Source organism: Planococcus lenghuensis (genome assembly GCF_001999905.1).
GTDB lineage: Bacteria > Bacillota > Bacilli > Bacillales_A > Planococcaceae > Indiicoccus > Indiicoccus lenghuensis.
The window spans coordinates 1345341-1360660 of sequence record NZ_CP019640.1; the positions used below are offsets into that span (position 1 = coordinate 1345341).

The following is a 15320-nucleotide window of genomic DNA, read 5'->3' on the forward strand; positions in this document are numbered from 1 at the left end:
TCTCCTCGTGAGGGAAGTTTTTTTCAGGGATGACCGGAAATCCGGGACTTATTTTTTTCCGATGCGTAAAATAAGGGTAAAGCTATGTAAAAGACAGCAGGAGAGCTGTCCTTCTTTTATTCGAATGGAGGTTTGTCATGAATAAAAAAACGATTGTGCGCACGCTTGAAAAAATATCGCTTTATATGGAATTGAAAGGAGAGAACTCCTTTAAAGTATCGGCGTTCCGAAAAGCCGCTCAAGCGCTTGAACTTGATCAGCGCAGCCTGAGTGAAATCGAAGATGTGACGAAGCTGAAAGGCATCGGCAAAGGGACCGGGGATATCATCACCGAATTGATCGAAACCGGTCATTCCACCGTGCTGGAAGAACTCGAGAAAGAAGTGCCGAAAGGGTTGCTGCCGCTGCTCAGCCTGCAGGGGCTCGGCGGTAAGAAGCTGGCCCGGCTGTATGCGGAGCTCGGCATCGATTCAGCGGAATCGCTCCGGAAAGCGTGCGAAGAACACCATATTCAGAAGCTGGCCGGTTTCGGTCCAAAATCGGAAGAAAAGATTCTGAAGGAACTCAATGAACACGAGACGCGCCCAAATCGGCTGCCGATCTGGAAAATGGCTGACACGGTCGAATGGCTGGAAGCGGTTCTGCGGGACCTCAAAGAAATTGAGCGGTTCCAAGTGGCCGGCAGTTACCGGCGGACGAAAGAAACGAGCAAGGATCTCGATTTCATCATCGCAACAAAAAAACCGGATGCCGTAAAAGACCAGCTGCTTGAATCCCTGCCGATTCTTGAAACGATCGCAGCCGGATCGACGAAAGTTTCGGTGACACTCGATCAACAGACGCCGGTGGACGTCGATTTCCGGCTCGTCGCCCTGGAAGAATTCGCGTCCGCCCTGCATCATTTCACGGGTTCAAAAGACCATAACGTGAAATTGCGTCAGCTGGCGAAGTCGCAAGGCAAGAAAATCAGCGAATACGGCGTGGAACAGAAAGACGGCAGCGTCGAAACGTTCGAATCGGAAGAAGCGTTTTTCGCCCATTTTGATCTGCCGTTCATTCCGCCTGCCGTGCGGGTGGATGGCCGGGAACTCGATCGGCTCGATGAACTGCCGGACCTTATTGAACGGGAAGACGTGCAGGGCGATCTGCATATGCACACGACGTGGTCGGATGGTGCCCATTCGCTGACCGAAATGATTGATGCCTGCCGGGAAAAAGGGTATAAATATATGGTCATCACCGACCATTCCCATTACTTGAAAGTGGCGAATGGCTTGTCGCCGGAACGGCTGCGGAACCAGCACAAGGAAATCCGGAAGCTGAATGAACAATACGACGACATTGAAATTCTCTCGGGAACCGAAATGGATATTTTGCCGGACGGTTCGCTTGATTTTGATGATGAACTGCTCGCTGAACTGGATTTTGTCATCGCAAGCATTCATTCAAGTTTCAGCCAGTCACAGGATAAGATCATGAACCGGCTCCATAACGCCATCAAAAACCCCCATGTCGACATGATTGCCCATCCGACCGGGCGGATTGTCGGCCAGCGGGATGGCTATAACCCGGATGTAAAGCAGCTGATCGAATGGGCGAAGGAATATGGCAAAATCCTTGAACTAAACGGCAGTCCGTACCGGCTCGATCTGGCGACGGAATGGCTTGAGCTTGCCCAAAAAGAAGGCGTGCCAATCGCCATCAATACAGACGCCCATTCAACGGATGGCCTGGATGTCATGGACATCGGCGTGAAGTACGCGAAAAAAGCATGGTTGAAAAAAGCGACGGTCGTCAATACGTGGCCGTATGAACGATTAATAGAGCATTTAAAGCAGTAGGAGGTGTTCCGGTATGATTGCCGATCGCGCACTTGATACATTGGAATACGATAAAATACGGAATGAAGTGGCGAAATTCGCCGCTTCTGCAATTGGAAAAAAGCATGTTAACGAATTGAAGCCTACGACAGAACCGGCGGAAGTGAATCGGCTGCTGGAAGAAATGGACGAAGGGGCACAGGTGCTCCGCATCCGCGGGAATGTGCCGCTCGGCGGTCTGTTTGATGTCCGGCCGCATGCCCGCCGTGCACAGATCGGCGGGACGCTAAGCCCGGCTGAATTGATGGAAACAGCGGCCGTCATCCGGGCAAGCCGCATTCTGCGTCAGTTTTTCGAAGCGATAGATGAAGACGGGGATATCGAAATACCGCTGTTCCTGGAAAAGAAAGAATCCTTGCCCATCCTGACCGGACTTGAACATGAAATTAACGGCTGCATCGACGATAACGGCGGGGTGATGGATTCGGCGAGTTCTGAACTTCGTCAGATCCGGTCGCAGAAGCGCATGCAGGAAAGCCGTGTACGGGAACGGCTCGAGAGCCTGATCCGCGGAAAGAATGCAAAAATGCTGTCAGATTCAATCATCACGATCCGCAACGATCGCTTTGTTATTCCGGTTAAGCAGGAGTACCGCGGCAGTTTCGGCGGGATTGTGCATGACCAGTCGTCATCCGGTCAGACGCTGTTCATTGAGCCGGATGCCGTCGTACAGGCGAATAACGAAGTGAGCCGACTGAAAATGCGGGAAAAAGAAGAAATTGACCGCATCCTGCAGCAGCTGTCCGGGCTTGTCCAGGAAGTGGCGCATGAATTATTCACAACCGTCGATATTCTGGGGGGCATTGACCTTGTGTTCGCAAAAGCCAAATACGGCGCAGCGAATAAATGTTCAAAGCCGGAAATGAACACAGAAGGCTACATTAATTTGAAAAAAGCACGCCATCCGCTCATTCCGACGGATGAAGTCGTCGCCAACGATATTGAATTCGGCCGGGAGTACACAGCCGTTGTCATCACCGGTCCGAATACGGGCGGGAAGACCGTTACATTGAAAACGGTCGGTCTTTGCACACTGATGGCGCAGTCCGGGATTCCGGTGCCGGCACTTGACGGTTCGGAGCTCGCGGTATTCGATCAGGTGTTTGCGGACATCGGCGATGAGCAGTCGATCGAGCAAAGCCTCAGTACGTTCTCATCGCATATGGTGAACATTGTCGATATCCTCAAAAAATTCGACGAAAACTCGCTCGTTATTTTTGATGAGCTCGGGGCTGGGACGGATCCGCAGGAAGGGGCGGCACTCGCCATTTCCCTGCTGGATGAAGTGTACGGCCGCGGAGCACGTGTCATGGCGACAACCCATTATCCGGAACTGAAGGCATATGGTTTCGACCGGGAAGGGGTCATTAACGCGAGTGTCGAATTTGATGTTGAGACACTCAGCCCGACGTACCGGCTCCTTATGGGTGTGCCGGGCCGAAGCAATGCATTCGAGATCTCCAAGCGGCTCGGATTGCCGGATCACATCATCGATCAGGCGAAAAGCATCACCGGCACAGATCGCCGGGAAGTGGACGGCATGATCGCTTCTCTGGAGAAAAGCCGGCGTGATGCCGAGCGCGATGCCGAGCAGTCAAAAACGCTTCTTGAAGAAGCGGAAGGCTTGCGGAGTGATCTGGCTGCCGAACTCGAAGCATACGAAGCCCGAAAGCAGGAACTGGAAGACAAGGCGAAAGAAAAAGCCCGAAAGCTCGTGGAAGATGCACGCCGGGAAGCGGAATCCGTCATTTCGGAATTGCGTGACCTTCGGATGAACCACGCGGCAAACGTAAAAGAACACGAACTCATCGATGCCCGCAAACGGCTTGACAGCGCAGCACCGGAAAATAGGGTGCTGAAGAAAGCGAAAAAAGACAAGCAGGATGTTGAACTGAAGCCGAATGATGAAGTGAAAGTACTATCGTACGGCCAGAAAGGAACGCTGCTTGAAAAAATGTCGGATAATGAATGGCTTGTGCAGATCGGCATTCTGAAAATGCGGCTGCCGGAATCAGATCTGTCCTACATCAAGCCGGAGAAGCAGAAAGAGCCGGCAGCGATGACGACGATCCGCAATCGCGACAGCTATGTGAAAATGGAACTCGATCTCCGCGGTGAGCGCTACGAAGATGCCATTTCCCGCGTCGAAAAGTATATCGATGATGCCCTGCTTTCGAATTACCATCAAGTGTCGATCATTCACGGCAAAGGGACCGGCGCACTCCGGGAAGGCGTTCAGAAATACCTGAAGAAACACCCGCGCGTGAAAAACTACCGATACGGGGAAGCAGGCGAAGGCGGATCAGGTGTGACAGTCGCTGAGCTGAAATAAAGAAGTCACAGAGAAGGGGCCGATTATGGAAGAGTCAAGCTTCTGGACGCATCCGCTGGTGGAAACGGCCGGATATTTCAGCGTATTCATGCTGTGTCTGGTCGTAGCGATGGTCGTTTTTGAACTCGTAACGAAGTACAAAAACTGGGAAGAAATTCAAAAAGGAAACATAGCTGTCGCACTGGCTACAGGCGGGAAAATTTTCGGCGTAGCGAATATTTTCCGCTATTCGATCGAGAATCACAGCTCATTGCCTGAAATGATCGGCTGGGGCATGTATGGCTTTGTGCTGCTTATTCTAGCTTACTTCCTGTTCGAATTTTTAACCCCGAAATTCAAAATTGATGACGAAATCGAAAGGGACAACCGCTCGGTCGGCTTTATTTCTCTTGTGCTGTCTGTTGGGCTGTCATTTGTTATCGGCGCAAGCATTTCTTAGGAGGAAACGGCATGGAAAAACTGGCGAAAGTGCTGCTCGGCGCCTGTGCGGCGTTCATTATTGCCGGCATTTTTTACCTTATGTTTTTATAAGCGGAAGCGCAGGGAAAAATTCCTGCGCTTCTTTTTCATCACTTGGTTGTAAGCGCATACATAGTGGGGTATAATAAAAAATAGGAATATTCACTCACTTTATGCAAAAGGGGATGAAAAAATGATTGAGAAGCCGTGGCTGTCCCATTATCCGTCTGAAATCCCGCCCACATTGACGTATGAACCGATTCCAGTCCAAGAATATTTGACGAGAACAAGCAAAAAGCATGGAAGTAAAACTGCTGTCCATTTTCTCGGAAAAGAACTGACGTATAAGGAATTGCATGAATCGGCACTGAAATTCGCCAATTATCTCCAGTCCCTTGGTGTCGAAAAAGGCGACCGGGTCGCCATCATGCTGCCGAACTGCCCGCAGAGCCTGATCGCTTATTACGGCGTCCTGTATACGGGCGGCGTTGTCGTGCAGACCAATCCGCTTTATACGGAACGCGAAATCGCTTATCAGATGAAAGATTCAGGCGCAAAAGTAATTGTGGCACTCGACCTTCTGTACCCGCGGGTTGCAGCGGTTCTGAAAGAGACGGAACTTGAAAATGTGATCGTTACGGGCATCCGGGATTACCTGCCGTTTCCAAAGAGCATGCTGTATCCGCTCGTGCAGAAAAAGCAGCAAGTGGTAGCGGTTAAAGTGGAACATAGCGGCATCAATCATTTATTCAGTGAAATCATGAAGCGGGCGGAACCTTCTGTCAGGGAACAGTCATTCAATTTTGAGGAAGATCTGGCGCTGCTGCAGTACACAGGCGGTACAACCGGATCTCCAAAAGGGGTCATGCTGACGCATAAAAACCTGATCGCCAATGCGACGATGTGCAATGCATGGATGTACCAGACGAAAGAAGGGGAAGAGACGGTGCTCGCCATTATTCCGTTCTTTCATGTGTACGGCATGACAACCGTCATGATCCTCGCTGTCATGCAAGGCAATAAGATGGTGCTGCTGCCGAAATTCGAACCGGAAACGGCATTAAAGACGATTCAGAAGCAGAAGCCGACGATTTTTCCGGGGGCGCCGACCATCTACATCGGTCTCATGAATCATCCGGATTTTCATAAATACGATCTGTCTTCCATTGAAGCTTGTCTGAGCGGCTCTGCACCGCTACCGACTGAAGTGCAGGAGAAGTTTGAACAAGCGACCGGCGGTAAACTTGTGGAAGGGTACGGACTCTCAGAGACGTCTCCTGTCACTCACTCCAATCTATTGTGGGGCGAACGGGTTAAGGGCTCAATCGGTCTTCCATATCCGGACACGGAAGCGGCGGTCTTCAAACTCGGCACGACTGAACCCCTGCCGCCTGGAGAAATCGGGGAAATCGCCATCCGCGGCCCGCAGGTGATGAAAGGCTATTGGAACCGGCCGGAAGAAACGGCAGCAACGATTATCGACGGCTGGCTATTGACCGGGGATATCGGCCGGATGGATGAAAAAGGTTATTTTTACGTAATAGATCGCAAAAAGGATATGATCATCGCCGGTGGTTTCAATGTGTATCCGCGTGATATTGAAGAAGTGCTGTATGAGCATGAAGCCATCCAGGAATGCGTCGTAGCCGGCGTGCCGGATCCGTACCGTGGTGAAACGGTAAAAGCATACATTGTGCCAAAAGACGGGTATACTTTAACAGAAGAGGAATTGGACACGTTCTGCCGGGCTCATCTGGCGGCATTTAAAGTCCCGCGCATCTATGAATTCCGCAAAGAGCTGCCGAAAACCGCAGTCGGGAAAATTCTGCGCCGCTCGCTCGTGGAAGAAGAGAAAAAGAAACTGGAGGAGAATGCTTCTGTTCCTTCGTAAGCGCTTGACACTGAATAGTTTTAACATTAATATGAAAATATGAATGAGCCGTCATTCATATTTTCATTTTTTTGGTGGTGAGAATCGGATGAAGAAAGATAAACCGAAGTACAGGATAATCATCGATGCTGCTGTGACCGTCATCGCGGAAAACGGCTACCATCAGGCACAAGTATCAAAGATTGCCAAACAGGCCGGAGTTGCAGACGGCACCATTTATCTGTACTTTAAGAATAAAGAGGACATTCTCATTTCGGTATTCGAGGAGAAGATGAGCCTGTTCACAGACAAGCTCATGGAAATCCTTGAAACGGAAATGCCGGCATCCGATAAACTGAAGTTCATGATCGAAAACCACTTCGATGTGCTGAGTGCCGACCGGCATCTGTCGATTGTCACCCAGCTTGAACTGCGCCAGTCCAATCATGACCTTCGAATGAAAATCAATGGCGTGCTCAAAGAGTATTTAGTTTTGCTTGACGTTATCCTGAAGGAGGGAATGGAAAGCGGAGAATTCGACCAGGATATGGACATTCGCCTGGCGCGCCAAATGGTGTTCGGCACGATGGATGAAACCATCACGACATGGGTCATGAATGATCATAAATACGATCTTGTCAGACTGGCACCGAAAGTTCATCGCATGCTGATGAAAGGGATGCGCGCATAGGAAAGGAGACGAATTGATGGAAGCGATTACATGGAAAAACGAGGATGGCGTAGCGATTGCTGCAATTAACCGTCCTCCGGCGAACGCTTTATCGCGTTCACTGATTCTGGAAGTTAATGAATTGCTTGATGCTGTGGAAAACGATGCGGAAGTCCGCGTAGTCGTGCTGCATGGGGAAGGCCGGTTTTTCTCAGCCGGTGCAGACATCAAGGAATTCACCTCTGTCACATCGGGGGAAGAGTTTTCGAAACTGTCAGCAAGCGGCCAGCAAGTATTTGAACGGGTGGAGACTTTCTCAAAACCGGTGATTGCCGCCATCCATGGTGCTGCCCTTGGCGGCGGGCTGGAACTGGCGATGAGCTGCCACATGCGGTTCGTAACAGAAACCGCTAAGCTCGGACTGCCGGAACTGCAGCTTGGCCTCATTCCGGGCTTTGCCGGCACGCAGCGGCTGCCGCGCTATGTCGGCATGGCGAAAGCAGCAGAAATGCTGCTGACGAGTGATCCCATCAGCGGTGAGGAAGCGGTCCGGCTTGGACTTGCCAACCGCGCCTATGCGGAAGAGGCGTTATTGCCTGAAACACTGAAACTCGCAAAGAAGATTGCGAAAAAAAGTCCGGTTTCCGTCAGTGCCGCACTCCGGATGCTGCAATTCACAAAAGATGCGCAGTATCACGCGGGGGTGGATGCCGAAGCGGAAGCGTTCGGCACTGTTTTCGTATCGGAAGACGCGAAAGAAGGCATCCAGGCTTTCCTTGAAAAGCGGGAAGCAAGTTTTAAAGGGAAATAATATTCGGGAGGGAAACGTTCATGAACATTTATGTATTGGTAAAACGCACATTCGACACGGAAGAAAAAATCGCAGTCTCCAACGGTAAAATCCAGGAAGACGGCGCGGAATTCATCATCAACCCATATGATGAGTATGCAGTGGAAGAAGCGATCCAGCTGCGCGATGAGCACGGCGGGGAAGTGACCGTTGTGACCGTCGGAGAAGAAGATGCAGAAAAGCAGCTGCGCACAGCGCTCGCAATGGGCGCGGATAAAGCAGTGCTGATCAACACGGAAGACGATGTGGAAGAGTCTGATCAGTATACAACAGCGCTGATTCTTGCTGAGTATCTGAAGGACAAAGATGCAGACCTGATTCTTGCAGGAAACGTGGCCATCGACGGCGGATCCGGACAAGTCGGCCCGCGGGTCGCTGAACGCCTCGGCATCAATTGCGTCACAACAATCACTGACTTTAAATACGACGGCACAAATGTGACGATCGTCCGTGACATGGAAGGTGATTCTGAAACAATCCAGACAACGCTGCCGCTTCTTGTGACAGCCCAGCAAGGTCTGAACGATCCGCGGTATCCGTCGCTTCCAGGAATCATGAAAGCGAAGAAAAAACCGCTTGAAGAACTGGAAATCGATGACTTGGATCTAGAAGAAGACGACGTGGAACCGAAGATCGAAACGGTGGATGTCTACCTGCCGCCTGCGAAAGCAGCGGGACGGATTCTTGAAGGTGAACTGACCGATCAGGTGGCTGAGCTGGCCAGCCTGCTGCGCAACGAAGCGAAAGTTATATAATCGGATTTTTATATAGGAGGGTGACTGAATATGTCGAAGAAAGTACTGGTACTGGGTGAAGCGCGTGAAGGCGCATTACGAAACGTGTCATTTGAAGCGATTGCTGCAGCGAAGCAAGTTTCGGGTGGCGGAGAAGTGGTCGGTGTACTGATTGGAGATTCCGTGCAGGATCTGGCACAGGAACTGTCCCAGTACGGCGCAGACCGCGTCATCACTGTGGAGCATCCGCACCTGAAAACATATACGTCTGACGGGTTCGGCCAGGCATTCATGGCGGTTGTCGAACAGGAAAATCCAGAAGGCATGGTATTTGCACATACAGCAAACGGTAAAGATCTGGCACCGAAAATCGCATCGAAACTGCAGTCCGGGCTCGTGTCGGATGTCACGGCGATTGAAGGGGAAGGCGATGATGCTGAATTCATCCGTCCGATCTACTCCGGAAAAGCGTTTGAAAAAGTGCGTGTGAAAGACGGCATTGCGTTTTTGACAATCCGTCCGAATAACATCCCGCCGCTTGAAAAAGGCGAAGGCGGCGGAGACGTCAGCTCCCTGTCCGTTGACATCACGAACCTGCGCACGATCATTCAGGATGTTGTGAGAAAATCGACGGATGGCGTGGACCTGTCCGAAGCGAAGGTCATCGTAGCCGGCGGGCGCGGCGTTAAAAGTGCGGAAGGCTTCGAACCGCTGAAAGAACTCGCTGATCTCCTCGGCGGTGCGATCGGCGCATCCCGCGGAGCATGTGACGCTGATTACGTCGATTACTCTCTGCAAATCGGTCAGACCGGTAAAGTTGTTACACCTGACCTTTACATCGCTGCAGGTATCTCAGGTGCCATCCAGCATCTCGCTGGAATGTCCAACTCGAAAGTAATCGTCGCCATCAATAAAGATCCGGAAGCGAACATCTTCAAAGTGGCGGATTACGGAATTGTGGGCGACTTGTTTGAAGTCGTGCCGATGCTGACAGAAGAATTCCGCAAAATGATGTAAATGATTATACAGGCGGCCTGTAATTATGCAGGCTGTTTTTTTATTTTGGGGATGGTGGTTGAGTTAAAGTACACTCGCTGGTTTTTAAAATGCGTTCGCTGATTTTTAAAGTTCACTCATTGACGCTTAAAGTGCATTCACCGGACTTCAACCGTCATTCAGTCCATTTTGAAGTGGATTGGGCTTCAGGGGATCAAAAATTTCTCCTAGCATGATACGGATCTGAAGTAGATAAGACGGTGCCACAGCCCATCCTACTTAAAGTGTATTCGTTAGCCCTTAAAGGACACTCGCCGATTTTTAAAGTGCACTCACCAGCGCTTAAAGTGCATTCACCAGACTTCAATCGTCATTTAGTTCATCTTAAAGAGCATTCAGCTCCTGAACATCAAAAATTTCTTTTAAAACGGTATCAATCTGTTCTCAATTGGACAGATTGTCACCATCTTCAACTTAGATCCATCTCTTCTACTCATAACCACCCTTCATTAAAGCTGCTCATCGGCTTGTTTTCCGCCTGGAGCAATGACACTCACATAAAGCATTTTTGCACGAGGATTAACAGAAACGAGGGGCGGGTAAAGAAGAAATAGGCAAAAAATTCGCCCGCCCAAAAACGCGGTGCTATAATCAGTAGGGAGAACAGGCTATATTACTCAAGGAGGAATGTTTCAATGGCAATCGTAAAAGGAACAGATCAGAACTTTAAACAGGAAATTTCAGACGGTCTTGTACTTGTGGACTTCTGGGCAGCTTGGTGTGGGCCTTGTAAAATGGTCGCTCCTGTATTGGAAGAACTGAACGAAGATATGGGCGACCAGCTGAAGATCGTCAAACTCGATGTTGACGAAAATCAGGAAACTGCCGGAAATTTCGGTATCATGTCGATTCCGACGCTTCTGCTGTTCAAAGACGGCCAGCAAGTGGATAAAGTCGTTGGCTTCCGTCCGAAAGATGCATTGGCTGATATGGTCAGCAGCCACGCATAATAATGTCTGAACCGGGTCCCGTGAAGGTGCCCGGTTTTTTTATCGCATATCGATCAACACGATCATCCCTTGGGAATGAAACAACAAGATCTGCAAATAAGGTGATAAAAGATGAATGAATGGATCAAAAATAAGCTGTCCGTGCTGCCCGATCAGCCGGGCTGTTATTTAATGAAAGACCGGCAAGGCACGATTATTTATGTCGGGAAGGCGAAAGTGCTGAAAAACCGGGTACGTTCTTATTTTACCGGCAGCCATGATGCCAAGACGCAGCGGCTGGTCGGTGAAATCGAGGATTTCGAATATATTGTAACATCATCGAATATCGAGGCGCTGATTCTTGAACTGAACCTGATCAAAAAGCATGATCCGAAATACAATATCATGCTGAAAGACGATAAATCGTATCCATATATTAAAATTACAGCAGAGCGGCATCCGAAACTGATCACGACCCGGCAAGTCAAAAAAGACAAAGGGAAATATTTCGGGCCGTATCCGAATGCCTATGCAGCCAATGAAACGAAAAAACTCCTCGACCGGCTATACCCGCTCCGCAAATGCCATACACTGCCGGATAAGGAATGCCTTTATTACCACATCGGCCAATGCATGGCGCCGTGCATCCATCCGGTCGAAAAAGAAACGTACCAGGAAATGATCGATGAGATCACGAAGTTCCTGAACGGCGGCTTCCAGGATGTTAAAAAAGACCTGACTGAAAAAATGCGGCTTGCCTCTGAGAACCTGGAGTTTGAGCGGGCGAAAGAGTACCGCGATCAGATTGCGCATATTGAAACGGTAATGGAAAAGCAGAAGATGGCGATGAACGATTTCACAAACAGGGATGTCTTTGGATATGCAGTTGATAAAGGGTGGATGTGCGTTCAGGTGTTTTTCGTGCGGCAAGGTAAATTGATTGAACGGGACGCCTCGATGTTTCCGCTTTACCGCGATCCCGAAGATGAATTCATGACATTCCTTGGCCAGTTTTATGAGAAGCCGAACCATGTGAAGCCGAAAGAGATTTTCCTTCCGCCTGGAACAGATGCCGACCTGGCAGGCGAATTGCTTGATGTGCGGGTATCTGTACCGCAACGGGGAAAAAAGAAAGACTTGGTGGACTTGGCCGTGAAGAATGCACAAATCGCCGTCCGGGAAAAATTCCAGCTGATTGAACGGCAGGAACAGCGGACGGTCGGTGCCTGTGAAGAACTCGGAGAAGCGTTGAACATCGCAGTCCCGCTTCGGATTGAAGCGTTCGACAATTCGCATATTCAAGGGGCGGATGCCGTATCGGCGATGGTGACGTTTGTCGACGGCCGGCCGTCCAAGAAAGATTACCGCAAGTACAAAACGCGGAGCGGTGCTAAACCGGATGATTACGAAGCGATGCGTGAAGTCATCCGGCGCCGCTACTCCCGGGTGCTGCGTGAAGACCTGGCATTGCCGGACCTTATCGTCATCGATGGCGGGAAAGGCCAGATGGAAGCGGCGCGTGAAGTGCTTGAAGATGAGCTCGGTCTTGAAATTCCGATTGCAGGGCTGGCGAAGGATGCAAAACACCAGACGGCCCAGCTGTTATTCGGCTTCCCGGCCGAAGTGGTTCCGCTTCCGCGCACGAGTGAAGCATTTTATATGCTGCAGCGGATTCAGGACGAAGTGCACCGCTTTGCAATCACGTTCCACCGCCAATTGCGGGGCAAAGGATCGATTACTTCTGTGCTGGATGAACTGCCGGGCGTTGGACCGAAACGGAAAAAGCAGTTGTTGAAGCATTTCGGTTCTGTCAAAAAAATCAGGGAAGCAACGGCGGAAGATTTCCAGAAAGCCGGCATGCCCGCCGGTGTCGCAACAGCAATTGAAGCGCATTTCCATTCCGGTAATACGCAGCAAGAAGGGTGACCGTCCGCTGTTTATCCGCGTTATGCGGGCAGTGCAAAAGTTCAGGGTCGCCTTGACGCTCCTGTACGGGGGGAGTACAATAAAACTGTCATAATTTTGTATGATGATAGACGGTGCAGCGGTCAGGGGAAGACCGGCAGAACAAGCCGCCCCTGCTGCTGCCGATTTTATTGTGCCGAGAGGGGGAAAAGCTTTGACTACACATCGTGAATTTCTTTTGAAACGTCTTCATTCATTGCTGGGAATCATCCCGGTAGGCATCTTCCTGACACAGCATTTGTTCGTCAACAACTTTGCTGTCCGGGGACCGGAAGCATTTGAAGCCGGTGCTCATTTCCTGGAGAGTCTGCCATTCCGGATTTTTCTTGAAATCTTCGTGATTTTCCTGCCATTGTTGTTCCATGCATTTTATGGCCTCTACATAGCATTCACGGCGAAAAACAATCCGGGCGAGTATGGTTATCTCCGCAACTGGGCATTCGTACTGCAGCGTTACACGGGCGTCTTCCTTGTAATCTTTATTGCATGGCACGTCTATGAAACACGCATTCAGGCGGCATTCGGCGCAGAAGTCAATTTTGAAATGATGGCAGAAATTCTGTCGAACCCGTTCATGGTCGCATTCTATGTACTGGGTGTCCTGACGGCAACATTCCATTTTTCAAACGGAATCTGGTCATTCCTCGTCAGATGGGGAATCACACAGTCACCGGGCTCACAGCGCGTGGCAACAGCTGTTACGATGCTGTTCTTCGTTGTACTGTCGATTATCGGCGTACAGGCTGTGTTCGCATTCGTCTAAACACGGCGCAAAATTAGTTCTTGGGAAATGAAAGAGGAGTGAGAAGTTAAATGGCGAAAGGCAAGTTAATCGTTGTCGGCGGAGGCCTCGCAGGTTCAATGGCAACTGTGCGGGCTGCTGAAGCCGGCACACAAGTAGATTTGTTTTCACTGGTTCCGATAAAGCGCTCACACTCTGTATGCGCACAGGGCGGCATCAATGGCGCAGTAAATACAAAAGGGGAAGGCGACTCCCCCGATATTCACTTTGACGACACGGTATACGGCGGTGACTTTTTAGCGAATCAGCCACCGGTTAAGGCGATGACGGATGCAGCTCCGGCGATTATCCGATTGCTGGACCGCATGGGCGTCATGTTCAACCGGACACCGGAGGGACTGCTCGATTTCCGCCGTTTCGGCGGAACGCTTCACCACCGGACGGCATTTGCAGGCGCGACTACAGGCCAGCAGCTCTTGTACGCAATCGAAGAGCAGGTGCGCCGGCAGGAAGTGAATGGGCTTGTAACAAAATATGAAGGCTGGGAATTCCTCGGAATCATCCTGGACGACGACGGAAAAGCGCGCGGAATTGCGGCTCAGAACTTGAAGTCCATGGAGATCCAGACATTCCGCGCCGATGCAGTGATCATGGCAACTGGCGGACCGGGGATCATCTTCGGAAAATCCACGAACTCCATCATCAATACCGGATCGGCAGCTTCCATTGTTTATCAGCAGGGTGCCTATTACGCAAACGGTGAATTCATCCAAATCCACCCGACAGCCATTCCGGGAGACGACAAGCTCCGGCTCATGTCGGAATCGGCCCGTGGTGAAGGCGGGCGGATCTGGACGTATAAGGACGGCAAACCGTGGTATTTCCTGGAAGAGAAGTATCCGGCTTACGGAAACCTGGTGCCGCGTGACATCGCGACCCGGGAAATTTTCGATGTGTGTGTAAACCAGAAGCTCGGCATCAATGGTGAGAACATGGTCTACCTGGATCTCTCGCATAAAGACCCGAAAGTGCTGGATCTCAAACTCGGCGGCATCATCGAGATTTATGAGAAATTCACAGGCGACGATCCGCGTAAAGTGCCGATGAAGATCTTCCCGGCTGTGCATTATTCAATGGGCGGTCTGTGGGTCGATTACGATCAGATGACGAACATCCCTGGCTTGTTCGCTGCCGGTGAATGTGATTATTCACAGCACGGAGCAAACCGCCTGGGCGCTAACTCGCTCTTATCCGCCATTTACGCAGGCATGGTAGCAGGACCGAACGCGATAGAATACATTAAAGGGCTTGATGTGCTGGCTGAAGATCTGCCGACGGATATCTTTGACCGCAAACAAGCGGAAGAAGAAGCGAAGTGGGAGCATATCATGGGCATGAACGGCACAGAAAACGCTTATGTGATCCATAAGGAACTCGGCGAGTGGATGACGGACAATGTGACAGTTGTGCGCTACAATGATAAACTGAAGGCGACGGATGAAAAAATCGTCGAACTTCTGGAACGCTATGAAAACATCAATATTCTTGATACACAGCGCTGGAGCAACCAGGGTGCCATGTTTACCCGGCAGCTGAAAAATATGCTGCTGCTCGCACGCGTCATCACACAAGGTGCGTTGAACCGGAATGAGAGCCGAGGCGCTCACTTCAAACCGGATTTCCCTGAACGTAATGACGCCGAGTGGCTGAAGACGACGATGGCGAAATTCGACGGTGAGAGTGCGCCGATCTTCCATTATGAAGAAGTGGACATCTCCCTGATTCCGCCGCGCAAGCGCGACTACTCTGCAAAATCATAAAACAGGAAGGAGT

General features: G+C 50.6%; 12 protein-coding genes. All 12 read left to right on the plus strand.

Annotation, left to right across the window (positions count from 1 at the left end; all coding sequences use genetic code 11):
* The first annotated feature begins 137 nt into the window (after nt 1-137).
* The 12 genes from polX (at nt 138) to sdhA (ending at nt 15307) form a co-directional block, all read left to right on the plus strand.
* Complete coding sequence (gene polX / locus B0X71_RS06895) at nt 138-1841, plus strand: DNA polymerase/3'-5' exonuclease PolX (protein WP_077588721.1); 1704 nt, start codon at nt 138-140, stop codon at nt 1839-1841.
* Between the two features lie 13 nt (nt 1842-1854).
* On the plus strand, nt 1855-4212 hold the full coding sequence (locus B0X71_RS06900; RefSeq protein WP_077588722.1) for an endonuclease MutS2: 2358 nt from the start codon (nt 1855-1857) through the stop codon (nt 4210-4212).
* Nucleotides 4213-4237: 25 nt separating this feature from the next.
* Nucleotides 4238-4651, plus strand: coding sequence for a DUF350 domain-containing protein (locus B0X71_RS06905; RefSeq protein ID WP_077588723.1), 414 nt, complete (start codon nt 4238-4240; stop codon nt 4649-4651).
* A 213-nt stretch (nt 4652-4864) separates the two neighbouring features.
* Nucleotides 4865-6562: a long-chain-fatty-acid--CoA ligase gene (locus tag B0X71_RS06910; protein ID WP_077588724.1), complete on the plus strand. Its 1698-nt coding sequence runs from the start codon at nt 4865-4867 to the stop codon at nt 6560-6562.
* 88 nt (nt 6563-6650) lie between these two features.
* A complete protein-coding gene (locus tag B0X71_RS06915) occupies nt 6651-7232 on the plus strand; it encodes a fatty acid metabolism transcriptional regulator FadR (RefSeq protein WP_077588725.1) in 582 nt (193 codons plus the stop codon).
* 16 nt (nt 7233-7248) lie between these two features.
* Nucleotides 7249-8022, plus strand: coding sequence for an enoyl-CoA hydratase (locus B0X71_RS06920; RefSeq protein WP_077588726.1), 774 nt, complete (start codon nt 7249-7251; stop codon nt 8020-8022).
* A gap of 20 nt (nt 8023-8042) precedes the next feature.
* Nucleotides 8043-8816 (plus strand): electron transfer flavoprotein subunit beta/FixA family protein, encoded by a 774-nt coding sequence (locus B0X71_RS06925; RefSeq protein WP_077588727.1) that lies wholly within the window; start codon nt 8043-8045, stop codon nt 8814-8816.
* 30 nt (nt 8817-8846) lie between these two features.
* Nucleotides 8847-9812, plus strand: a complete 966-nt coding sequence (locus B0X71_RS06930) for an electron transfer flavoprotein subunit alpha/FixB family protein (RefSeq protein WP_077588728.1) — start codon at nt 8847-8849, stop codon at nt 9810-9812.
* Between the two features lie 629 nt (nt 9813-10441).
* Nucleotides 10442-10801, plus strand: coding sequence for a thioredoxin (gene trxA, locus B0X71_RS06935; protein WP_269750109.1), 360 nt, complete (start codon nt 10442-10444; stop codon nt 10799-10801).
* 111 nt (nt 10802-10912) lie between these two features.
* Nucleotides 10913-12706, plus strand: coding sequence for an excinuclease ABC subunit UvrC (gene uvrC / locus B0X71_RS06940; protein WP_077588730.1), 1794 nt, complete (start codon nt 10913-10915; stop codon nt 12704-12706).
* Between the two features lie 193 nt (nt 12707-12899).
* Nucleotides 12900-13508, plus strand: a complete 609-nt coding sequence (locus B0X71_RS06945) for a succinate dehydrogenase cytochrome b558 subunit (protein WP_156889807.1) — start codon at nt 12900-12902, stop codon at nt 13506-13508.
* Nucleotides 13509-13558: 50 nt separating this feature from the next.
* On the plus strand, nt 13559-15307 hold the full coding sequence (gene sdhA / locus B0X71_RS06950; RefSeq protein WP_077588731.1) for a succinate dehydrogenase flavoprotein subunit: 1749 nt from the start codon (nt 13559-13561) through the stop codon (nt 15305-15307).
* Nucleotides 15308-15320: the final 13 nt, after the last annotated feature.

Coding starts and splice junctions, on each gene's coding strand:
- polX (WP_077588721.1), top strand. CDS start 138: ATGAATAAAAAAACGATTGTGCGCACGCTTGAAAAAATATCGCTTTAT.
- B0X71_RS06900 (WP_077588722.1), top strand. CDS start 1,855: ATGATTGCCGATCGCGCACTTGATACATTGGAATACGATAAAATACGG.
- B0X71_RS06905 (WP_077588723.1), top strand. CDS start 4,238: ATGGAAGAGTCAAGCTTCTGGACGCATCCGCTGGTGGAAACGGCCGGA.
- B0X71_RS06910 (WP_077588724.1), top strand. CDS start 4,865: ATGATTGAGAAGCCGTGGCTGTCCCATTATCCGTCTGAAATCCCGCCC.
- B0X71_RS06915 (WP_077588725.1), top strand. CDS start 6,651: ATGAAGAAAGATAAACCGAAGTACAGGATAATCATCGATGCTGCTGTG.
- B0X71_RS06920 (WP_077588726.1), top strand. CDS start 7,249: ATGGAAGCGATTACATGGAAAAACGAGGATGGCGTAGCGATTGCTGCA.
- B0X71_RS06925 (WP_077588727.1), top strand. CDS start 8,043: ATGAACATTTATGTATTGGTAAAACGCACATTCGACACGGAAGAAAAA.
- B0X71_RS06930 (WP_077588728.1), top strand. CDS start 8,847: ATGTCGAAGAAAGTACTGGTACTGGGTGAAGCGCGTGAAGGCGCATTA.
- uvrC (WP_077588730.1), top strand. CDS start 10,913: ATGAATGAATGGATCAAAAATAAGCTGTCCGTGCTGCCCGATCAGCCG.
- sdhA (WP_077588731.1), top strand. CDS start 13,559: ATGGCGAAAGGCAAGTTAATCGTTGTCGGCGGAGGCCTCGCAGGTTCA.